Raw genomic sequence first — 23,198 nt, forward strand, 5'->3', positions numbered from 1 at the left:
AATTATTAGGAGTGGAGATTGTGAGTTTAAAAGATATTGTTAAAGCTAGTGTTATAAACTTTAACAGCAACTCACTCAGAGATAATGCAATAAACCTTTTTAATTCACTTGGATATAATACAAATAAAGATTTGTGTATAGAACTAAACACATTTGATGGATTCGAGGCAGATTTCTTAGAAGATAATAAAGGTTTTAATAAGGAGAAAGCATTGTCAAAGGAGTGGGAGAAGGTTGAATTATTATTTCAGCTCACTAATGAAGAAATAGAATTTATCGATACGGCTCAACAAGAGCATATTAATTTAAAAAAGTCAGACGCAGAGGATGTAAAAAATATAGTTAACTCATTGTTATTTTTTGCAATTGAATTAAGAAAAAAAGCTTACAGCAGTAGAGAACTTTCAGATATTACAAGAGAGATTAATAAAGTATTTCTTATTCCTGTAATTCTTATATTTAAGTATGATAATTATATTACATTATCATTAATTGATAGACGTATAAATAAAAATGATGAGACAAAGGATGTTCTAGAAAAAGTAACACTAATAAAAGATATTAATATTATTAACCCTCATAGAGCACATATAGATATTTTATGTGATTTACATCGTGGCGAACTTAAAGTTTCTAGCTTCAGTGAGCTATACGAAGCATGGAGAAAAATATTAAGCATTTCAGTACTAAATGAAAAGTTTTATGGGGATGTATCTAAATGGTTTAAATCAGCCATGGAAATTGTAAAACTTCCAGAAAGGCCGGATTATATTAAGGATGACAAAGAAAATAATAAGAACTTTTTAGTAAGGCTCATGTCAAGGTTGCTATTTTGCTGGTTTTTAAAAGAAAAAGGTCTTATTAATAAAAGGCTTCTTGAACCTATTGATTGTAATAATATAAAACACCATATATTAAAAGATGATGAAGAAATAAATTTTTTAGAATCCAATAGTTACTACAGAGGCATATTACAAAACATTTTTTACAAATGCTTAAATGAAGAGTATAAAAATATAGAAAGTTTTCAGTGGAAAAAATATATACATCAAGATTTTGACTATAGCTTATTAACCAAAATTCCTTTTATTAATGGTGGTACCTTTGATGCTATGCCTGGTGATAATTACAAAGAAAGTATTGAGGATATGTTATTAAAAGTTCCTAATAAATTATTCTATGGTGACAATGGTTTAAATAATATTTTATTAAGATACAAGTTTACAGTAGAGGAGAATACGCCATTTGAAGAAGATGTGGCACTTGATCCTGAGCTGCTAGGATGCACTTTTGAAAACCTTCTAGCTGAACTTGATCCAAACTTAGACGATGTAGTGATTAAAAGCATAAGAAAGCAAACTGGATCTTATTATACCCCAAGGAAAGTTATACAAGTAATGGTTAACGAGTCCCTTAATTTATATTTGCAAAATTATTTCTGCAAAATTCTCCTTTATGATATAAACAATGAAGAAAAAATATATAAATTAATATATTACAATCAAGTAAATGATAAGGAGGAAATGTTTCGTAAAAATGTTGTAATTGCATTAGACAATATAAGAATTTTAGACCCGGCTTGTGGATCTGGTTCTTTTCCCATGGGAGTGCTCCAGAGGATGGTTGATATATTAAATTTAGTAGATCATGAAAATCATCTTTGGTTAAATAAGTTATTGGAGAAGGTAGATATTTTAAATAAAAAAGATTTTGAAGCAACATACCGTAACATATTAAGTGACTACTCAAGAAAGCTTGGTTTAATACGGAATTCTATATATGGTATAGATATTCAGCCCTTAGCCGTTCAAATTACAAAATTAAGATTTTTTATATCTTTACTAATTGATCAAAAGGTAGATTATGATAAAAAAAATCTAGGGATACTTCCAATGCCAAATCTTGAAACTAAAATAGTATGTGCAGATTCTTTAAGAGATATAAAAAGTAATTTATTTATAGATTTAGATAAATTAATTAATAAAAGAAAAGAGTATTATAAGTATGGGATAACCCATGAAGAAAAAGAAAAAGTGGCAAATGAAATTGTTAGTGAACTTGAATATGTTTTTCCTAACTTTTCATGTCAGGTAACAGGGAGAAATATAAAAGAAGAAAACAGAAGGTTTTTAAAAGAATGGTTTATGCATAGTACTATATCAGCACCATTTTTTAATTCAGAATATTTCTTTCCTGAAATTGATAAGAATGGTGGATTCGATATAATAATAGGCAATCCACCATACGGTGGAGCTAAAATTGATGAGAAGATTCAGAAAATACTTAAGTTAGGTAGTAAAGATGTATATGGAGCTTTTATTTCTAGATTTTTATGCTCTGAGACTACACCATTAAAATATGGGGGCATATTATCTTATATAGTCTCCGATACTTTTATGACTATCAAAACGCACAAACAACTAAGACAGCAGATGTTAGATAATAAAATACACAAAATGATAAGGGTTCATTCAGACACATTTAATGCCACAGTAAATACAGCAATTATAATATGTGAAAAATCAAAGCCTGACGAAATTAAAGATGATTATTTATGTCAGATGGTAGATATGACAAATATAAGCTTCCACAAAAATTATGATAAGTTTGTAGAAACGATTAATATAATAACCAGTAATCGAATTCAAAAAGATGTCTCAAGTGAAGAATATGCAATATACAACTACTCTCAGAATTTGATCAAAACCAATAGTAACATCCCATTTTTTGTGGCTTCTCCAAAGCTATTTGCATTTATGAATGATTCAAACAAAGTTAGAAAGAGATGGATTGAAATTAAAGGCGAAAAAATTCAAGTAAGAGTAATTACTATGAATGGTAAGGAAATAGAAATAGTTAAACTGAGCCAAATAGCAGAAGTAAGACAAGGACTTGCTACAGGTGATAATCATGCATATTTATTTCAAAATCCTGAAGCCAGAGGCTCTTACAAAAGTATAAAAAATTATAAGGGATATATTTTAACTGAAGATGATATTAGTAGGATACATGCTAATGAGCAACTGAGGCAAGAAATTATATTACACGGGATTTCAAGAGATAATGAACGGGCCATAACGTACTTTGATGGACGATATATAATTCCCTATGATAAAGGTGGAGAATCTGATGCTGGTGAAGGATGGATGCCCAATTATTATGTTCCAACTAATTATTTTATTGATTGGAGCGAATGGGCGGTAGAAAGGATGAGGACTTTAACCATAGCGCAAAGGATTATTATAAATAATGAGGGTAAAGCTATTAGTAAGAAATATAAAACTCAAGTAGCGGCTGTTTTCAGAAGTATTGAAACTTATTTTAAAAGAGGAATTACTTTCTCAGATACTGGAGTTTATGCACCAACTTTTAGAATTGGATGCTCAGGTGTATATGATGTAATGGGAATGACAATTTTTACGAAAAATAACGATGAGAATTTTATGATTGGGTTACTATCCAGTAAACTAATGAAATATATCATTAAAAATTTTATAAATCATACAGTTCATACGCAGGTTGAGGGAATAAAAGCAACTGGTATAACTATGATTCATGAAATTAATATAAGAAATGAAATTATAGATTTAGTAAACAATATAATTGTCAAACAGAAAGTAAATAGGAAATATAATTACGCCATCTATGAACAAGTTAAAATAGATGAATTGATTTTTAAACTATACAATCTGACTGAAAAAGATATATTAGAAATCAAAGATTGGTACAGTAGAAGATATCCAAGGATATATAAACTATAATTAAATAGAAGAATATCATTTACCTGCTTCTAAAGCATAGAGTTACTTCTATGCTTTTTTTATCGATGAATTTAAGATAACTTAACATTATAGAGTAAATGCTTCAAAATGAAATTACTCTTCGTAGAAAGTTAAAAAAACGCATTGACTGAGCTTGATTTTATAGTTACTTATAAAACATGGACTTTTTTAATAAAGACTTTTTATTTGGGCTTAATTAAGTTGCACATAATATAGTGATGGATCAAATATCTTATGTTACTAAAAACACTAATTTATTATAAAGATATGGTAAATAATCCATACGTCAATAGTACTTTAGCAGGAGTTTGGAATATTTTGTAGAATTATATTATTATAGAAAAGAGGAGCGGGGATAAGATGTCTTTAAGAGAAAATTTATTAGATATAATGAAAAACTATAAAACTGAAATAATGAAAGGCAAGTTTGGACGAGACCATAGGATGTTCAAGCTTCTTAACTACGATGTTAAAGATGAGATTAAAAATAGTATTAACAATGAGAATTTAATTGTAAAAGGTTCTGCTGGGCAGGGCGGTTGGACAAGTTGTCCTTGGATTGCTGCCTACAACAAAGAAATAACATCAACCATCCAGGAAGGTATTTACATAGTATATTTATTTTCAGAAGACATGGAAAGAGTATATATTACATTAAATCAAGGATGTACTAATCTTAAAAAGAAACTCGGTAAGCGAAAGGCTACAGAACAAATGGTAAATACCAGGGCAAAGATTAGGGGTGGTATAGATTCTAAAGATTTTAGTGTAGATAATAGCTTAGCAGTTGGAAATAAAGACTATGAGGTAGGTTCAATATTTTATAAATTATATACCAAAAATAATATGCCACAGGAACAGCAGCTAATAACCGATTTAAAAAATATAATAACTATTTATGATGAGTATTACAATAATATTTTTTTAGGAAATGAAAAAAAGGGAAGTGAAGATATGGATAGTAGTATAGTTCATGAAACAAAAGATATGATAGAAGGAGTGAAAAGTTACATTGTATCAAGAAGCTTCGTATACCACTATAATGATCTAGCCAACGTCTATCTCTCCCTAAAAACTAAGCCATTCGCCATTCTTGCGGGGATAAGTGGAACAGGTAAATCTAAGTTAGTTAAATTATTTGCCAGTGCTGTTGGGGCTACTTCTGAAAATGGCCAATATAATATTATTAGTGTTAAGCCAGATTGGAATGATAGTACTGAATTATTTGGTTATAAGAATATAAATGATGAATTTGTTCCTGGTAAGTTAACTGAAATTATTTTTAGAGCTTCTATCCATGAGAATATTAATAAGCCTTATTTTATATGTTTAGATGAAATGAATTTAGCTAGGGTTGAGTATTACTTAAGTGAATATTTAAGCATTATAGAATCTAGAGAATTTGATGGGTATAATAATATTAAGACTGATAGATTATTTACTGGAGAATACTTGGCTGAAGGAAATAAGTATGCAAATTTAAGGATACCGGAAAATATTTATATTATAGGTACTGTTAATATGGATGATACAACTTTTGCTTTTAGTAGAAAGGTATTAGATAGAGCAAATACTATTGAGTTTTCGGATGTAGATTTAGATGCTTTAGATTTTGGTAATGAAGAATGTGAAAGTATTAATGTAAATAACGATTTTTTTAAGACAAGCTTCCTAACTATTAAGGATGCTTTAAATAGCGATGATGAATTTGTCAGGTCAACTAATGCTAAGGTTAAAGATATAAATGAAATATTAGAGCAAGGTAATAAGAATTTCGGGTATAGAGTTAGAGATGAGATTGTATTTTATATGTTAGAGAATAAGATTAATGATTTATTATGTGAAGATGATGCTTTTGATTTTCAGATAATGCAAAAGATATTGCCAATTATAACTGGTAGTGAGTTTCTAATTAAGGATATTCTAATTAAATTATTTAATTACTGTAATACGAGTGGTAAAGAGGTAACCGCTACATTGGAGTATATTAAAGAATGTGAAACAGAGCTGAAATCAGATAGGATTAAATATAAAAAGAGTGCAAAAAAAATAGTTATGATGTTAAGAGGTTATGATGATGGATTTACTTCATTCTGGGCGTAATGATAAACTTTTAGAAATAGATTGTATTGATGAATTCTCATTAACATTTAGTGGTGAAAGTATAAATAAGAAAGCAAGGGATTTAAGTATTAATATAAATACTACTGCAACACTCACTGTAGCATTGGAATATAAAGATAAGAATAAAATTATAGTGAAAGTAATAACTGATAATGGCGAGTTAGCAGAAGTTAGTGGACCTAATGTTAAACCATGTTTTTATGAAAATGGGAAATATCAGCTCATCTTAGAAGTTAAGGATAAGGGCCGTTATGAAGTAATTCATATGGGCAGTAATTTAAATAATGGGTTTCAGAAAATAAGTAATTGTTATATTGGAATGATTGATTTTTCATCAGATATTGGTTTGTCTAATTTTATAATTACTAAGTATGGAAAAGATATATTATCAATAGATATAGAAGTCTTTCCGTCGAAAATTGATTATCAAAAGGATTATAGAGATATTATGAATGAGGTAAATGACGAAATATATTCTTTAGCTTTTGCTCTTATGGGTAAAACTTATTTAGAAACTAGGCTTGTGGATACAAATCATCAAACTAATGCGGAATTCATTAGCATTTTAAGATGTATATTTGATGATCTAGAAAAAGCTATAAAAAGAATTATAGCGAACCCTAAGCATAACGTAGTAACTATAGAGTCCATCAGAAGGATAGAGAAATCAAGAGTACCTTCTCGTAATACGATTGCTTATCTTAGGAAAAATTCAAGCTGCCTTTCGGAAAATAAAAATGGATTCATTAAGGGAAAAGATAAAAACTATACTGCAGCGATGGTTGTAGATAAAAGAAAGATAACAACTACAGATATATATGAAAATCGATTTGTTAAGTATATGATAAGTAATATTATAAAAAGACTAAATGCTGTTGTGAAAAATATAGTTATAAATATGCTCAGCAATAAGGCTAATAATAATAGTAATAATATTGATGAAAAAGTTTTGCTACATAAGTTTTTGAAGAGTAAGATATCTATATTAGAAAAACACTTAAAAAATGGATTTAGTAATGTTAGTAATCTTACAGGTAAAAAGACTATGAGTTTAGTTTTTCAAATGGCTCCAGGATATAGAGAAGTTTATAAAAAGTATATTATGCTAAGTAAGGGTCTAGCTTTAGGAGATGGACTTTATCAAATGACTCCTAAAAAGCTATATTTGTTATATGAGATGTGGTGTTATATGAAGATACATCATATTCTCAGTGATTTAGGTTATCAGGTAGAGGAGTATGGAATATTAAAGTATAAGGATAATGGGTTCTATTTAACATTATCCCAGGACTCAGAGGCTAAGATGATTTATTCTAACAAGAAAAATAGGTTAGAGTTATGGTATAACAAGTCATATTCATCTCCAACCACTAATCAGAGACCGGATACTGTGCTTAATATTAGAAATTTAAATAATGAAAATGACAATAGAATTTATATATTTGATGCTAAGTATAGAATTAATGTAGATGATAAAGGAAATATAGGCCCAGTCGAGGATGATATAAATGTAATGCATAGATATAGGGATGCAATAGTATCAAAACTTAAAAATGAGATCCAATTTAAATATGATACCTTTGGAGCATATGTTATGTTTCCTTATGGAGACGAAGAGAAGTTTAAAGAACATGAATTTTATAAAAGCATAGAAGAGGTTAATATAGGAGCTTTTCCAATGCTTCCGGGAAGTACAAAGTTAATCACTAATCAGCTAAAGAAAATAATAGAACAATCATCATTAGATGCGAGAAATGATAGGGTAGTCATAGATGAGTATGATGATTATGGTAAGTTCAAGCATCTAAATGTAATGATTGCTAATGTGAAAGATGAAAATCACTTTAAAGTTTATAAAGAGAAGCTATTTTATCATATACCAGTAGCAAGTTTAAAAGAAGTTAGAGAGTCAGTTGAGTATATAGCATTCTATCAGTCAAATCTTAAGATTGAAGATGAGGGTGGAGTAAGATATTACGGGAAGATAAAAGAATGTTTAAAATATAAGCGAAAAGATTGTATAGAGATTAAAGCAAGGGCTGGCACTGAAAATGATGAATACATAAGAATTAATTTAGAATATATAAAAGTAGTGGATAATATAGTACCAATTCAAACAGGAACAAGGCTTGTAACTTATACAACTTTATATCTTTTGAAAAATGCAGAAAATACACATGAGTTAAAAGTAGAAAGCAGCTTAGAGCTTGTTGTATATAAAGTGCTGAAGAAGGTAGCTAAAGAGAAGTGTATTAAAATTAAGAAAATAGATAAAGAAAAGGACTCCAAAAATAATAAGATGGATAAGGGTAAGGAATATATTATTGGAGATGTGAGGGTAGAGATTGTTGATGAAATGGTGATAAAGATGAATGGCATTAGTACTAATGTTAATGAATTAGAAAAGAATATTTTAAGGACTATGGTTAATTTATAGATTCTACTAAACCTAAATAATATGGTAGGAACTGTTTATGAGGTAAAACAATATACTTAGATCAAGAGGAAAATGAAAGAGCCGAGTATGGTAAAGAGTTAATAAGTGAATTATCAAATGAGCTTACAAACGATTATGAAGAGGTTTCGATAAATGTAATTTATCAAGAATGAGAAAATTTTATGCGTTGCTTAACAATGTTGACGCACTGCGTCAAGAATTGAGCTAGACTAACTATAGACTGATAATTAAACTCAATAATGAAATAAGAAGAAAATTTTATATAGATGGATGTATTTAAAATAATTGGAGCATAAGGCAATTAGAAAGACGAACAAGTTTTTTAGGGTAGGATATTGCATCGCAATAGTAGTTACATATGGTAGATGGATCATTAGAATATTGGGAGGGAAAAAATGCTATGGGGGATAAGAAAATAGTTGTGATATTTCCAGGTGGAAATTATAGCATAGATTGTCCATTGTTATATTATGCAGGTCTTAAGTTTGAAGTTCGAGGATACAAAAAAGTAGCAATTAGTTATGGTGATTTACTTAAACGAGCTAAGTCATTAGATGAGTGTATCGGAGACATTAAGAGTACGGTGTTATCACAATTACAAGCCTATGATTTATCGAAATATGATGATATAGTGTTTGTTTCTAAAAGTTTGGGAACAGTGGTCGCTGGATGGATTGCGGAGGAATTATGTATTAAAGCAAGGCACATATATTTAACTCCTATAAAAGAAACACTAACTTATATTGAGAACGGGAAAAATATTATAATTGTAGTCGCAGGTACAAAAGATAAACAGTTGGATGCAGACATTCTAAAACAACACTGTATAAAAGAAAATATTTGTTTAAAACAAATTGATGGAGCTAATCATAGGTTGGAAGTTTTGAGCGATATGGATAAAAATATTGAAATATTAAGAGAGGTATTAGCTCTCTATTAGAGAAATAATATTTTTATGTTAAATATTTGAAATTTATAATAATATTCTATATAATTGAATAAGACGAATAAAATCTTCAATAAATTTACAATATTTTTTTTGTGTGGGGGAGAATTATGAAGTTTAATAAGGCTTATTCTATTTATCCGGTTGGTATAATCTTATTGATTCTACTGTTGTTTCTAACAAATATAGTTGATTTAATTCCTTCTGAAGAGATAAAGCATGTAGTTTATATCATATTAGAACTGTTAGTTTTAGCACTTATTATATTTGAAACTTATCAAGATATAAGAAAAAAACAGTTTACTACAAATATATACATAATATTAGTAGATATTATAGCAATTATTTCTTTTGTATCAGTAGTATATATAGGTTTCAAGAGTTACAATATGACAAATATAATAAATATTGAAATTTTACTACAAAATAAAATAAATGGTATAACGGCTTCGATATTTTTCTTTTGTGCAATTTTATTACAAAGTTATCTTAAAAGTAAGAAGTTTAAGATAAAGTAAAATCAATAAGATGCAATCTTCTTATAAAGCTACGATATGCCTCTATTTATAGGAGTTCCTATCATCAACGGTCATCTACCGTAGATAATTTACCTTATCATATTTCTATATTCAATCCATCATACGCAAATTCTATATTGTCATAATTCTTTGCTTTTTTCAAATAATCATCATATGATAATCCCCAGTCCTCGTCTAAATGAGTAATAATAACCTTATTGATATTATACTGTTTTTTCAGTTCAACAATTTCATTCATCACAAACAAATGTTTTCTCATTTCATTATTGTTATCAATAATAAAATTATCTTTTGCGACTTCTGAAGTTATTGTATTTCCAATTATCAATAAATTAGCATTATTAAATAAATCTTCATCTGGAAAAGGTTTTACATTACATGGTGCATAAATAACTTTTTTATCCTTTTGCTCAAATACGAATACTGAGCTAATCTTATTACTAACAGGTATGATTGTAATTTTTATATCATTTATTTTTAGTTCTCTATCAACAACATTTATTTTTATTAAATTATAGTTTTTTTCGTAATTTTCAACATACGGTCCGAATTTATTTTTTATTGAACGTATATCTTCAATTACATAATCCAATCCAAACACATTTATAGGTATCTTATTTTTAATTCCAACCGATAATTCACACCAATTTATTTTTATCTGTTCAAAAACTCTCATCCCTAGAGTATGGTCGGGATGCCAATGGCTATAAAGCACATTATCAATACTCTTTATATCAAATTTATTAAGTGCAATATTAATATCCTCTGGAGTATCAATTAATAAATTGATATCCTCTATAAATAATGAACAACCAAAACGCGAATATGGAGTTCCCTTCTCCCTCGCTTCTTTACATACTCTACAACTACATGTTGCTCTAGGTATTGACGTGCATCCTCCAGAACCTAATACTTTAAATTTCATGTAACTTACCTCCAATAATTTCTTTTTTCATCAAGTATAAGCTTTTTCTTTCTATATAGGAATATTATAACAGTATATAAAAACTGTCGCAATGAGGGGTAACCTAATGGAAGATCAGTTACTAAGTCTCTTACTGTTATTGAGTATTTTGTCCTATGTATAAATATGGTATACTTGCTTTAAATAAAGGGTAAAAATTATAGAAGATTTCTATAGGGGGCTTATATGCAAAGGAAATGGAGTAAAGTTAAGAAAAATCTAGAAAGTTTTATATGTGATTCATTAAAAAACAGAGTGGATTTCTTTGTTGTAAATTATAAGAAAGCACTAGATGGTTTAGGGAGGGCATACATAACAGTTGATAAGAGAGAAGTATTAAATATGTGCACATATACAGCAGAAAGTAGACAGAATACTATATATGATAAATTAAGGTTTCCGGATGAGAATTACAGGGTAGATGATTATGATACTAACAGAAGAATCAGTGATGAAGCACATGAGTTAACAAAAAACGAAGGTGTTTTTGGGCAGTATGACTTTTTTGATGCATTAGAAGTTTATTTTAGTTCATCTATTGATGAATCCTTAAATGCTGATAATATGCTTATAAAGATTTTTGCATTACTTGATAAACGAACTGGAAAAAGGACATTAGAAAAATTAAAAGATAAAATGAAAAATGACGTGGATATTGTTGACTATTTCTATAGGTTAAGATGTGTAGCAGAGGGCATATAGATTAGAATTATGGTACAACAAGTGTACAACAAGTCATAATCGCCATCAAACAAATAATCAAAGGTCAGTTTGCTAAGAACTTTGTAAGTTTGATGGACTCATTAACTATACAAAAATATCATACTTAAAATTTATTAACTTTTTTCAATTCCTCATAAAAAAATTCAGTCATAGGAATTTTCAGGCATCGACTTGATGCCAATTTTAGTAATTGTCCAGAGAAGGTCTCCAGCTCATTTTGTCTTCCTGAAATAATGTCTCTATTTAATGAACTTGTGGCTGATTCAGATTGGTTTTGTAGTATATGTTTGAAGTGTATGTCTTCAAGGTCGCCAGCAATGTTAATTTTTAGACTACGTGCGACGCTGCATGCTTCCGCTAATAATGTTTTCAGCTGTAACATGGAAATTTCATTTTTCCTAAGATCTCCGGTTGTGGCTTTATAATATGCTGTCACTATATTATAAGCACAATTTAATATATATTTTGTCCAAATAGCAGCTTCTATATCATTTTCTATAATGCATGTGATGTTTGCACCCTGCAATAATTTCTTCACTTCTAATAATATAATCTCACCACATTGATTTTGTCTTTCATAACCAATATGAACAACACCGTAAGGGCTGGTGTGATGAATGGAAAAATCTTTACTTGCTCCCGAGGTAATATAAATGAGGCCATCCAGAACATGAACTTTACCTATTAAATTTCGCAAGTTACTTGAAACATTAACACCGTTAAGCAATGGTATAATTACAGTATTTTCATCAATCATGGTTGATATTTCGGCGCAGACCTGCTCCAATGAAAAATTCTTGACACTAAGAATGATATAATCCATTACGCCCATTTCCTTTGCATTATTGCTTGCCATAGTAGGATAAGTCGTAAATTCACCAAAGGCATCGCTGTGTAATCTTAATCCGTTTTTTTTGATGGACGCAAGCCTCTCCCCCCTAGCAAAAAAATATATATTATCATAATGATGAGCAAGCATGCAGCCTAGGTATCCTCCAACACCGCCTAGGCCTACTACACAAAGTTTTTTATTGTTCATAGATATCTCCCCCTAGTTTTACTCGTTATCCCTATTATAAAGAATTTTTATTAGCTCATAAATCAATTGTGATAGTTCTCCACCTATAATATTTCCACTGTATTTTTCTCCTTTATAACTTATTAATAATGTTCCAAATCGCACTCCTGGATTGGAACCAGTTATATTCATTTCTGGCATTTCATCCATTAGGGAAAAATCAGCTACTATGTTATTTTTTTTACCATCAAACGTCACAATTTCATCCTCAGTTATTATAAATCCTATTCTTCCTTTTAATAAGTTTCCGTCTTCTTTATGAGCTATAACTTTGCTAATTTCTATACTTTTACCTAATTTTGTTTTAATCACATTACAAAATTTTATTAGATTCTTTTGATTTATATTCTCCAGCATCTTGAAATCTTCATTATTTATAATATCTACTTTTTCTTTTATTTTAAGAATCTTTTCTTTAAAACTCATTACTATTATCTCTTCTTTTTTTACTATTTTTTTAAAACTACCCTGGGATAGTGGCTTAAGTCTACACTGTGAACAGTGCTTTGAACCTCTTAAATAATTTTTACCACAATTAACACAGATCGGCATAATTTAATCCCCTTTCAATAACTTAATTAGTATTATATATTTACTGTTATTTTAACCCTATAATAGATATATTAATCTATTATATTCTATATTATATAACATTATCAACTAAGAGTGATAAGCATAAAATTAGAGAAGTAATCTAAATATAATTATGTTAAATATATGAATAATTGTATTGATATACAGTATAATTTAATATAAACACAATTGTTTGACAACATGAAGATTATTTATATACTGATTATTAAGTGAATTATTAGGAGATGGTAGAATGAAGAAAATCAATCCATTTATACTACCCTTATTTAGAAGTGTTTTGTTTATTATAGTTGGAGTGTTATTTGCAATAATAACCAAGCAATCATTAGAACAAGCAAGTCGATGGTGGTCTATAATATGTACTGCTATCAATATTATTACTATTATTTTATTAATAACTATTTGCAAAATTGAAGGAACTACCTATAAAAAGCTAATTGGTTATCATAAAGGTCAAGATAATCTGAAATATACATTGCTCATTGTTGTACTAATGCTTTCATTAGGAGTAGGTGGAATGTATGGATTTGGATTTATGATTTATGGTTATGTTCCTGTGACAATGATACAACCTATTCCTGTTTGGATTGCAATAATAAATACTATACTTTTGCCTTTAACTATAGTATTTGCTGAACTACCTTTGTATTTTGGATATGCACTAAACGGAATAGAAGAAATTACAGGCAACAAAATACTATCTATTATGTATCCAATGTTTTTCTATGAGCTGCAACATAGTTTTATACCTCTACTATATGACTGGAAACATATTATGTTTAGATTCTTGTCATTCTTGCCTTTAATGTTAGTATTAGGATTTATTTATTATAAAAAGAGAAAACTCCAATCTTTAATGATAGGTCACGCTATTTTAGATTTGGCAACATGTTCTCAAATTTTAATGACTTCTATATCTCCTGCATTATTTGAGATGATGAAAACAATGAGCAAGTAATATGTTTGGGTAATCAGTGATTATTCCTCAGATAATGCAAGCTACAATGAAAGATGAAGAGAAAATATAAGATTTATTTGGGTTATGCATGATACCAACAACAAACCATAAAATTAGGTATATAAATACGAAATGTTCATAAGAAGAGCCATATGGCTTGCCTTATGAACATTTCGAAACGTGCATTAATGTCTTAGAAACTATATTTATTTTCTTCTTTTAAAAACTGCGACAATTTCTCTACATTTTCCACCATCTTGAGTAGTTGAGAAACAAGACACTAATTCCCAACCTTGTTCTCCAAAATTATTAAGTTCATTATCAAAATTGCTTATATCTAGTATTCCACCCATAAATCCTTTGGATTCAACTTTAATACTTGTATATTCCCACTTCTCCAAGAAATCCACCTCAATTCACATATTTTATTTTAGTTAATAGTAAACCTAAACACGTAATATCATAAAATTGTTTTCTAATTTAATTATAACGCTTATTGATATAACTAGTCCACCATGTTATCATCTGCAATAAAATCTATATCAACATTTTTCTCGCGAAGTTTATTAATATAAATAACTGCACACCGAAAAGTCTTTTTATTCTTTGAATTTTCTTGTCTCACTGAAAAATTAACAGGCTTATTGTAGCATTTACAGTACTGCATATTGCTTAATTGTTTTTTGAAACTATTCAGTGGTAACACCTCATGAGTCACACCTCATGAGTCACATTATGCTCTCTACAGTACTTTACAAACCTATCATAAAAGCATGTATAATTAAGGCGTAGCACAAAATCTCCATCTAACAAGTCCTCATAAGGCCCCTCAGGCTTAGATGATTTATATTAATAAGAAAAATACATTAAGAGTTATGGTACAACATGTAATATACATCTCTAGTGGCTAGGCAAAGGCAATGTACTGTGATTAATAGAGATTTAAATAATAAAGATTACGATAGAATATATATATTCGATTCCAAGGAAAATCATATATCTTATTCAAATATAATAAATATCGCACCGTTGGTGCGAGAAATTAGTTGGAGTAAGAATATCGTAATTATGGAAAAATGCAAAGAAAGTTTATAACGATAACTTTACATAAAAATGACCAAACAATATGGTTGGACTAAAAAGTGTACTTATAATTAATTTAGGCAATAAAGCTATAAAAATTTTACTTCATAAAACAAATTTGATGAAACTGTGAATCTTTCTCTCTTGTAAATTATTTGCTTTATATCTAATACTATTGTTTTATTCTAATCATCTTATATCAGTTTCCACAAGATCCTTCTTTAGTATTTTGAATTTATCTTAATATCTAAATATCTAATTAGGAAAGGGATTTTCACGCTCTAATCTATTTAATATGAGAAAGTTTTATTTATTCTATAAAAGTGTCCAGTCAGTGATTGGACACTTAAGTTAGTGGCATTATTGAGAACTCCTATCTATTTCAGATGAGGCTGCAAGGACTTTTTATGAGAAGGAATCTATTAATTTGAATTGGTCTGTTAGAGAGCCAAAAAGACAAATTTCAACTTCTCTTTTTGAACGATTATTACTTTTAAACGGTGATGGTAATAAAGAAAGGGTTTTATAACTTTCAAAGATAGGTATAACATTTATAATCCTAAGGATATGCTAAAAGATTCGTATGGTTTTGGGTTTATAGGACTTCCTAAGACAAACCTTTTTTAAAAAAAGATTTGGAAAAAGCTCTTAATTTATAGCTTGAAAATTTTTTTCTTGAACTAGGTAGAGGATGTATGTTTGAAGGTTCGCAGCAAAGAATAACACTTGGAAATATACATTATTATGTGGATTTAGTTTTATATAATAAAATACTAAAAGCTTATTAAATCTATATAAATGATAAAACACGTCCCAAAACATTGACATGGCGTCCCAAATGAACTATAATAATATTAATAATAGTATAAAAAAAATGATTGGAGGTAAATGGTCATGAAAAAAAAGAATATAATTAATTTGATAAAATATTATTCAGAAAATAATGATGCGGGATTCAGAAGTGAAGCATATGAAATAGCTAAAGATTTTGATAGTGCAGGTGATTTTCAATTGTCTGAATATATTATGGCTTTATTATCAAATGTAAATACATTTGTACCTCAGATGACCGAAAATGATTCTGTATTTTTTCAAAGAATTGAACCGAGTCAGGAACCATTGCCGTTGCCGGAAGCGATTAAAGCGGATGTTATTGGTATAGTAAATGCAGTGGGTCATAATGCAGGTATTAATAAGTTTTTGTTTCAAGGCGATCCTGGTACTGGAAAAACAGAAACTGTAAAACAAATAGCTAGAATACTTGATCGCGATTTGTTTTTGGTTGATTTTAATTCAGTAATAGATAGTAAATTAGGGCAAACATCAAAAAATATAGCATCTCTTTTCCAAGAAATCAATCATTTTGTTTATCCGGACAAAGTATTGATATTGTTTGACGAGATAGATGCAATTGCTTTGGATCGAACAAATTCAAATGATTTAAGAGAAATGGGAAGAGCAACTTCAGCAGTTTTAAAAGGATTAGATAATGTTGATGAACGTATAGTTTTGATTGCTACAACCAATTTATTCGATTCATTTGACAAAGCATTAATACGTAGATTTGATTCGACGATTGATTTCAACCGGTATAGCAGGGAAGATTTGCTTGATGTGGCTGAAGCATTATTAAGTGAATTCTTAAATAAATTTAGATTTGCTGGTAGGAATATGAGATTATTTAAAAAGATAATGTCATTTATGGATAATATACCATATCCAGGTGACTTGAAAAATATGATAAAAACATCAATTGCTTTTAGCAAGCCAGGTGATGAATTCGATTATTTAATAAGATTATATCAAATTGTTAATAAGAATAGATCAGATAATTTAAAAGAATTACAGGGCAAAGGATTTACAGTAAGAGAAATTGAAATACTAACAGGCGTTTCTAAAAGTCAAGTATCACGTGAGCTAAAGGAGTGAGAATATGAATGATATATTACAATTAAAAGGACAATTTCAGCAGAAAGTAAGTTCATCAAGACCGGGTCCTTCAAATCTTCCTAGAAAAGCAAGTGTTGATGTAATGCACTTGGAAAAAATAAGAAAAGATATGATTGAAGTATTGGAATTTTGGGAACAAGATACAATACTTATTGACGCATTAGTTAGTGTTCGTTATATGAAAATTGCTGCGAAGAGTAATAGAATAAAAGGATTATTAAAGGGTGGGGGTAAAATCCCCAATGATTGTATTGTTGGTGCAAAGTTTACGGGAACTGAAAAAAAACAACATTTAATAACATATTGTGTTAGCATTGAAATTTTGAAAAAAACTGTTGTGAATTTAAATAAATGCATAAATATATTGCATAGTGATTTTGATGGAAAAATTACTTGTGATGAAGTAGAAGAAATAAACAATAAAACAAGAATATATGATACATCGGTTATTGCTAAAAGTAACTTTGTTAATATAATTGTTGATTCATATTATATTGACAAAGTCTTAATAGAAGAAAGTAGTGAAGAAGTTGAAGGTGAATCAATTATAACTATTTACAAAACAAGCTTAGATACAAAAAAAATAATGGAGAAAATAGGAATAGGATCTCTAATAGGAAAAATGATTGACGATACCACAATGCTTTTGTTTCCAGATCAATTGGCCATATTGAAACGTAAGGCTCCGTATTTGATTGCGATGGCAGTAAGTGATTTGTCTAGCTTGACAAGAGATGATTTCGAATTTCAATCAGAAAGCACAATTACAATTCCCAAACCAGAGAATGAACCTATTATAGGTGTTATTGATACGTTATTTGATAAAAATGTATACTTCACTGAGTGGGTTGAGTTTCATAGTACGGTAGATAAGGAACTAGAATCATCAGATAAGGATTTTTTTCATGGAACGGCAGTTTCGTCAATTATTGTAGATGGAGCAAGTATTAACCCAGAACTAGATGATGGTTGCGGTAGGTTTAGAGTGAGACATTTCGGAGTAGCTACAAGTGGAAAATTTAGTTCGTTTACAATAATGAAGGCAATAAGAGATATCATTGAAATGAATAAGGATATTAAAGTGTGGAATTTATCATTAGGGTCTGTAATGGAGATTCATGATAATTTTATATCACCTGAAGCTGCTGAACTTGATAGAATACAAAATAAATACGATGTAATATTTGTTATTGCCGGAACGAATAAGCCAAACTTTGAAAAAAAAAGATTAAAGATTGGTGCTCCAGCAGATTCAATAAATGCACTAGTAGTAAATTCTGTGAATTTACTAGGAAGACCTGCAACATATTCAAGAGAAGGGCTAGTACTTTCATTTTTTAATAAACCAGATATCAGTTATTATGGTGGTGATGGACCACAAAAAATTAGAGTTTGCACATCTACAGGAGAGGCTTATGTTGCAGGAACGTCTTTTGCAGCCCCATGGATATCTAGGAAAATGGCATACTTAATTCATATTATAGGGTTGAGCAGAGAAGCAGCTAAGGCATTAATTATTGATTCAGCTGTCGGATGGAAGAAAACAGAAGATCCATCAAATTTAATAGGATATGGTGTTGTGCCAAAGCGAATAGAAGATATTGTGCAATCTCCAAATGATGAGATTAGATTTATTTTATCAGGTGTATCTGAAAAATATGATACTTACAATTTTAATATTCCAGTTCCTATTTATAAAGAGAAACATCCTTTTGTAGCAAAAGCTACTTTGTGCTATTTTCCTAAATGTTCGAGAACTCAAGGCGTCGACTACACTAATACAGAACTGGATTTACATTTTGGAAGAATTAAAGATTCAGGGATAAAGTCTATTAATGGAAATCAGCAAAGTGTTGAGGGGGGGCATTATCTATTTGAAGAAGACGCAAGGAAATATTTTAGAAAATGGGATAATGTTAAACATATCAACGAGGAGTTGAAAAATGGAACAAGAGGAAAGAAGGCATACAACAATGGCCTGTGGGGAATAAGCATTAAGACCAAGGAAAGATTAAGTAAGCGGGATGGTGAAGGTCTAAAATTTAGTGTTGTTGTAACTCTTAAAGAAATAAATGGTGTTAATAGAATTGAAGATTTTATACATCAGTGTTCATTCAGAGGATGGCTAGTTAATAGAATCAATGTTGATAATTATATTGAGATTTATAATAAGGCAGAAGAAGAAATTTCATTTGATTAATTAAAGTATAAATAATCAGAAATATAGATATAGAAGAATTTAATGAAGTAAAACGTAAAAAGACGTCTAGAGTTTTCTCTTTACATAAAGAAAACCAGACGATTATGTCTGGCCCCCTTGTCAAAGGATTATCCAATAACATATTAATTTCGCAAATTAGTAGTCAAAGAAATTAATCTTTTGCAAGGAAAATTTGCATAGGAGGTGAAAATAATGGCTGTACATCATGGTGGTAAAGTTGGAAAAGCTGGCAAGACATTAGCAAGCAATTCATCGAGTAAAAGTGATAAAAGTAAAGCTGGGGCAACATTGGTAAAACACAAAGAAGAAAAACACAATTAGTAAATGGGCGGAGGAAACTCCGCCTGATTGCATAAGGGTGGTAAAAATCTTTGCGAAAAAGTGCATTCGAAGTCTAGGATTAACCACCTAATTATTAAAGCTGGATTATTGAAATTAAAAGTGCCAGATAAACCGACAAGTCCCAAATAAAAATATTATTCTAAAAAAGAGAATACATCATTTTCAAATAATTTATGGTAAGGCGATGACATCCAGTCATGTGTTATTATGTTCTTCAATCTACCATGTTATCATCTGCAATAAAATCTATATCAACATTCTTCTCGCGAAGTTTATTAATATAAATAACCGCGCACCTAAAAGTCTTTTTATTCTTTGGAAGTTCTTGTCTCACTGAAAAATTAACAGGCTTATTGTAGAATTTACAGTATTGCATATTACTTAATTGTTTTTTGAAACTATTCAGTGGCAATACCTCATGAGTCACATTATGCTCTCTACAGTACTTTACAAACCTATCATAAAAGCATGTATAATTAAGGCGAAGAACAAAATCTCCATCTAAATCTAGAACTGCATCATAGTCAATATCTCTTAAAAGTTCATTATTAGCTGCCATACGATTCATGGTTTCAAAATTTTGTTCGATAACTGTTTTATTTGATGTTCCTCCATCTAACAAGTCCTCATAAGCACCCATTTCAATTGCTGATAAAATCTCCTTCATAGTAAAACCTGTGCACTCTTGCATATTTAAATCTAAATCATTAAATACCCTCTTAAGTAGAGCTATACCGATCATACAGTTAGCTATAGAAGTTTTAACTCTATCATTTTTAATATAATTACCAATTAGTTTTTCTAAAATTGCGCTATGGATTTCTTTAATGTTTTCCTCTTCCATTTTTAAGGCCTCCTTCAATAGACTCGCTCCAAGTTTATTAAGTAAAATAGAATTTTCCTTTAATATTTCTAGACTTTCTTTCGTTTCTTCATCAAAATAGGAAGTTGCAAATATAACTCTAAGGCTTCTTCCTATATTTGCCGTTTCCTCAATACCTACTTCTCCTGACAAAATTACTGAAGCTCTAGGAATAAAACATCTATTTTTATCTAAGGTGGCTACACCTTTTATTCCTTTGTAGTTATCATAGGAATTTCTCATAACCCCTGATATTAAATCCACTTTATATTTACCTATTATGTGAGGTTTGTACTCTTCTAAAATAAGAGGTATAAAATTACTGCTGCTGGCGGTTTTGTTTAAGGCGAAATCTGTACATTGTGCCGCATTTAATATTCCATCCTCCATGCACAATATTGGTGTAATAATATATTTTATAGCACTACTTTTACCGCTACTACTTTCGCCTTCTATTAAAAGATGGTTGTATTGAATTTTATTATGTTTAAGCTTTTCTTTGAGAAACAAACCACTTACATAACCTAATATGGCAGCAGTATTTTTAAGTATACTAAATTTAAATAAGGAAGGTGCTACTAATAAAAGCTCTTCTTTTGTAATGACATCATTTTTTAGAATGTTAGTATTAAGTTCTGAGTATTGATTTTGCATAGTTATATCTAGCGTGGGATTTCCCCGGGAATTTAAAGCACCATGCTCAGTCGCAAAGCACCACTGATTATTAATTCTATGAAAGCCACTGTAGGTAACACCCGTGCGAGTATCGTGAGTTTTACTTGAGATAATAAATCTTATATATTGAAGATCTTCTATCCTTCCTATATAAAAAGTTTTAAAGCTATTTAGTGCTCTTCTAAAAGACAATACATCATCAAAATCAGAGCTTTTAAATGTCCTCTCACATATAACACCTTCATGGGTAACAATATCTCCTATAATTTGAGTATCGCCTTCATTTTCAATATAATATTTAGGATTAATAATAAAATTAGAAATGTTGATTATTTCTTTCTTACAATATTTGTAGTAACAGAACTCATCTTCAAAAATATTTCCTATAGTTTTAGTCTGCAATGTTACCTTTTCTACAAGTGGTTCACCTTCGGTATTAACTAAAGCAATTAATTCTTCTACAGTGCCTCCATTTCCTACCCAATCTACAATATCCTCCTTATGTTTTAAACCTGGAAGTTCTATTATTTTTATAGATTTTGACGTTTTCTTCAATGCATCTAGAACATCTTTTGCATAAGCCTTACCACTCTCATCATTATCAGGTAGAATTACTATATTAGCGCCGGTTAGTGAAGAGACATAATCTTCACTATAAGCTGAAAATCCCCTAGCACCAAAAGCAGTAGTAGTTCCTACTAGTCCTAACTTGAAAATCATATCAGCGCATTTCTCTCCTTCTACAAAGAAAATAGTCTTATCAGTATTAATGCCATCTAAAACTCGTGGCATCTTATAAATAATATGTCTCGCTTTCTTTATTCCAAAGCTCCAACTACTATTATCTTTAGTATAAGCCATGAAATCCTTCTTTCTTTTGCCTTTATCCATCCACTCTCGTCTACAAATCTTATATAATATATTTCCAAGTTCATCCTCATAATAATAATTAGCTGTAGTTTCCTTTTGATAATTGATATTTTGTTTCTGATGAAAGTCACGTTTTGTAGAAGGTTCAGGACCCTCTGTTTCAATTCTAATATTATATTTTGCACCTAAAAATTTCATACTATTATGGAATCCATCTATACCCTCGTTATACCTTACGGCAGTTAAAATATCACCTTTAGCTCCACAACTAAAGCAGCTCCAATACCGTTCACTGCTTCCTGGCACAATGGCTGCACTTGGATCCTCGTCCTTATGACTATGTGCACTTTTATTAAAACAAGTAAATTTTCTGTTTTTATTCTTGCTGCTATGTTCCATAACATAATCTTTTAAATGATCCTGTATTTCGCTAATACATCTTTGCGCAATTTTGCTCCCCATAATAAATCCCCCTAATTACTTTTGTACGGCTTAGATCACTAAGCATTATCTCTAGGATAAATCCCTGAAAAATAACAAGAATTATAAATGCATTACACTTTCAGTAAAGATATATGACCTTGCCCTAGGGATTTGCGCCAAAATCATTAAATTATTACGAAAAATTTTTTAAAATAGTAATCTTGTAAATAAATATGAGATATGTAATTAGGTTAGGTCATTGATATATAAGGGTTTATACGGGATTTGCTTATTGAATTACAAATTTATCATGGGGGGGTATGCACTGTAGTTGAGTTTTTAAAATTAGGACTTAGTTTTTGTAGAAAATTTTTATGCTTATATTAATATAGTATATTTGTTATTTTGTAATATATATATATAGTTATAGTTTAACGTAGATAGCTTAAGGGTTTGAGGTGATTACAAGATGGGGTAATAAATTGAAATAAATTGTAATGGAAAGGTAATTAGTATAGTGTCAGGCACCTAAATAAAGGGGATCAAATAGAGACGGAAGGTAAAAGATCAATTAGAGTATTATGGGTATATTGCTAGTTTAATGTA

17 protein-coding genes are annotated in these 23,198 nt (G+C 29.6%); 11 read left to right on the top strand and 6 right to left on the bottom strand.

What is annotated here, in order from left to right; genetic code table 11:
* The first annotated feature begins 20 nt into the window (after positions 1 to 20).
* The 5 genes from KPL55_RS01250 (at position 21) to KPL55_RS01270 (ending at position 9,828) form a co-directional block, all read left to right on the top strand.
* Positions 21 to 3,761 carry a DUF4391 domain-containing protein gene (locus tag KPL55_RS01250; protein WP_216304882.1) on the top strand — a complete coding sequence of 1,247 codons (3,741 nt, stop codon included), beginning with the start codon at positions 21 to 23 and terminating at the stop codon, positions 3,759 to 3,761.
* 381 nt (positions 3,762 to 4,142) lie between these two features.
* The gene (locus tag KPL55_RS01255) at positions 4,143 to 5,885 is read left to right on the top strand and encodes an MrcB family domain-containing protein (protein ID WP_216304883.1); all 1,743 of its coding nucleotides are present in this window, start codon (positions 4,143 to 4,145) and stop codon (positions 5,883 to 5,885) included.
* Positions 5,860 to 8,343, top strand: coding sequence for a DUF2357 domain-containing protein (locus KPL55_RS01260; RefSeq protein WP_216304884.1), 2,484 nt, complete (start codon positions 5,860 to 5,862; stop codon positions 8,341 to 8,343). The genes KPL55_RS01255 and KPL55_RS01260 overlap by 26 nt, the downstream gene beginning before the upstream one ends.
* Positions 8,344 to 8,764: 421 nt before the next feature.
* The gene (locus tag KPL55_RS01265; RefSeq protein WP_216304885.1) at positions 8,765 to 9,304 is read left to right on the top strand and encodes a hypothetical protein; all 540 of its coding nucleotides are present in this window, start codon (positions 8,765 to 8,767) and stop codon (positions 9,302 to 9,304) included.
* Positions 9,305 to 9,420: 116 nt separating this feature from the next.
* Complete coding sequence (locus KPL55_RS01270; RefSeq protein ID WP_216304886.1) at positions 9,421 to 9,828, top strand: hypothetical protein; 408 nt, start codon at positions 9,421 to 9,423, stop codon at positions 9,826 to 9,828.
* A 97-nt stretch (positions 9,829 to 9,925) separates the two neighbouring features.
* On the opposite strand, the gene KPL55_RS01275 is transcribed toward KPL55_RS01270, so the two are convergent.
* On the bottom strand, positions 9,926 to 10,774 hold the full coding sequence (locus tag KPL55_RS01275) for an MBL fold metallo-hydrolase (RefSeq protein ID WP_216304887.1): 849 nt from the start codon (positions 10,772 to 10,774) through the stop codon (positions 9,926 to 9,928).
* 225 nt (positions 10,775 to 10,999) lie between these two features.
* Here KPL55_RS01275 and KPL55_RS01280 point away from each other — a divergent pair, with 225 nt between their 5' ends.
* On the top strand, positions 11,000 to 11,515 hold the full coding sequence (locus KPL55_RS01280) for an SF0329 family protein (RefSeq protein ID WP_216304888.1): 516 nt from the start codon (positions 11,000 to 11,002) through the stop codon (positions 11,513 to 11,515).
* 124 nt (positions 11,516 to 11,639) lie between these two features.
* Here KPL55_RS01280 and KPL55_RS01285 read toward each other — a convergent pair whose 3' ends face one another.
* Together KPL55_RS01285 and KPL55_RS01290 are read right to left on the bottom strand one after the other, a co-directional pair.
* The gene (locus KPL55_RS01285) at positions 11,640 to 12,575 is read right to left on the bottom strand and encodes a ketopantoate reductase family protein (RefSeq protein WP_216304889.1); all 936 of its coding nucleotides are present in this window, start codon (positions 12,573 to 12,575) and stop codon (positions 11,640 to 11,642) included.
* An 18-nt stretch (positions 12,576 to 12,593) separates the two neighbouring features.
* The gene (locus KPL55_RS01290) at positions 12,594 to 13,166 is read right to left on the bottom strand and encodes a hypothetical protein (protein ID WP_216304890.1); all 573 of its coding nucleotides are present in this window, start codon (positions 13,164 to 13,166) and stop codon (positions 12,594 to 12,596) included.
* Positions 13,167 to 13,440: 274 nt separating this feature from the next.
* On the opposite strand from KPL55_RS01290, the gene KPL55_RS01295 reads away from it, so the two are divergent.
* The gene (locus KPL55_RS01295) at positions 13,441 to 14,166 is read left to right on the top strand and encodes a hypothetical protein (protein WP_216304891.1); all 726 of its coding nucleotides are present in this window, start codon (positions 13,441 to 13,443) and stop codon (positions 14,164 to 14,166) included.
* A 206-nt stretch (positions 14,167 to 14,372) separates the two neighbouring features.
* Here KPL55_RS01295 and KPL55_RS01300 read toward each other — a convergent pair whose 3' ends face one another.
* Together KPL55_RS01300 and KPL55_RS01305 are read right to left on the bottom strand one after the other, a co-directional pair.
* On the bottom strand, positions 14,373 to 14,576 hold the full coding sequence (locus tag KPL55_RS01300) for a DUF4177 domain-containing protein (protein WP_312887184.1): 204 nt from the start codon (positions 14,574 to 14,576) through the stop codon (positions 14,373 to 14,375).
* A 95-nt stretch (positions 14,577 to 14,671) separates the two neighbouring features.
* Positions 14,672 to 14,833: a hypothetical protein gene (locus KPL55_RS01305; RefSeq protein ID WP_216304893.1), complete on the bottom strand. Its 162-nt coding sequence runs from the start codon at positions 14,831 to 14,833 to the stop codon at positions 14,672 to 14,674.
* 1,111 nt (positions 14,834 to 15,944) lie between these two features.
* On the opposite strand from KPL55_RS01305, the gene KPL55_RS25880 reads away from it, so the two are divergent.
* The 4 genes from KPL55_RS25880 (at position 15,945) to KPL55_RS26240 (ending at position 19,741) form a co-directional block, all read left to right on the top strand.
* Positions 15,945 to 16,037, top strand: coding sequence for a hypothetical protein (locus KPL55_RS25880; RefSeq protein WP_246599261.1), 93 nt, complete (start codon positions 15,945 to 15,947; stop codon positions 16,035 to 16,037).
* A gap of 106 nt (positions 16,038 to 16,143) precedes the next feature.
* Positions 16,144 to 17,178 carry an ATP-binding protein gene (locus tag KPL55_RS01315; protein ID WP_216304894.1) on the top strand — a complete coding sequence of 345 codons (1,035 nt, stop codon included), beginning with the start codon at positions 16,144 to 16,146 and terminating at the stop codon, positions 17,176 to 17,178.
* Between the two features lie 4 nt (positions 17,179 to 17,182).
* Entirely contained in the window at positions 17,183 to 19,399 is a 2,217-nt protein-coding gene (locus KPL55_RS01320) for a S8 family peptidase (RefSeq protein ID WP_216304895.1), read from the top strand.
* A gap of 213 nt (positions 19,400 to 19,612) precedes the next feature.
* On the top strand, positions 19,613 to 19,741 hold the full coding sequence (locus KPL55_RS26240) for a hypothetical protein (protein ID WP_281418785.1): 129 nt from the start codon (positions 19,613 to 19,615) through the stop codon (positions 19,739 to 19,741).
* Positions 19,742 to 19,976: 235 nt separating this feature from the next.
* Here the strand turns inward: KPL55_RS26240 and KPL55_RS01325 are convergent, their stop codons facing one another.
* Positions 19,977 to 22,631 (bottom strand): hypothetical protein, encoded by a 2,655-nt coding sequence (locus KPL55_RS01325; protein ID WP_216304896.1) that lies wholly within the window; start codon positions 22,629 to 22,631, stop codon positions 19,977 to 19,979.
* Positions 22,632 to 23,198: the final 567 nt, after the last annotated feature.

Origin of the sequence: Clostridium lacusfryxellense (assembly GCF_018861735.1) — a bacterium.
Lineage (GTDB): Bacteria > Bacillota > Clostridia > Clostridiales > Clostridiaceae > Clostridium_AD > Clostridium_AD lacusfryxellense.